Below are 507 nucleotides of genomic sequence, written 5' to 3'. Positions count from 1 at the left end.
GGCGGCGGCACCCTGCTCCAGCTCGGCGCGCTCGGCCTGGGCCGGCAGGGCGAGGATCAGCCCCTGCAGCACATCGAGAAACTCCAGCTGTTCCTGGTATTCCGTGGCGTTGACCACCTGGCCGGCGGCCACGCTGGCAGGGTAGTCGGCGCCGATATAGCCAAGCAGGTGCAGGGCCTGGGCGGCGCCGTCGAGGGGTTCGCCGAGGGCGAGAAAACTGAGACTGGCCAGCAGCGGCAGCAGCAGCCAGGCCAACAGGGATCGAGAACGACTCATCAATGCATGCCAAACGAGAATGGGTGGCATTAAATTGTTGCCGCCCTAAGGATCTCGCACAAGGACAATCTGACACATCTGGTAACAATCAGGCGAACGGACTGTTCGAAGATGCGCCGGCATCCCGCACCTCGGCCGCCATTGCGGCGGCCGAACGGGGGCAGGCGTCACACCGCGGCGCGCTTGACCGTGGCCAGCAGCCCGGCGGCGGCGACGAACAGCGCGGCGAAG

At 66.5% G+C, this 507-nt stretch carries 1 protein-coding gene and 1 pseudogene; one reads left to right on the top strand and one right to left on the bottom strand.

The window, feature by feature from the left end; genetic code table 11:
- Window positions 1-276 (bottom strand): annotated as a pseudogene (locus N878_RS00670) (cystathionine gamma-synthase); the annotation flags it as partial.
- Between the two features lie 2 nt (window positions 277-278).
- Between N878_RS00670 and N878_RS29330 the strand changes: the two are divergent.
- The coding region (locus N878_RS29330) for a hypothetical protein (RefSeq protein ID WP_218186832.1) at window positions 279-507 on the top strand (229 nt) is incomplete at its 3' end.

The organism is Pseudomonas sp. EGD-AK9 (assembly GCF_000465935.2).
Classification (GTDB): domain Bacteria; phylum Pseudomonadota; class Gammaproteobacteria; order Pseudomonadales; family Pseudomonadaceae; genus Aquipseudomonas.
This window is presented reverse-complemented; position numbering and strand designations above follow the sequence as displayed.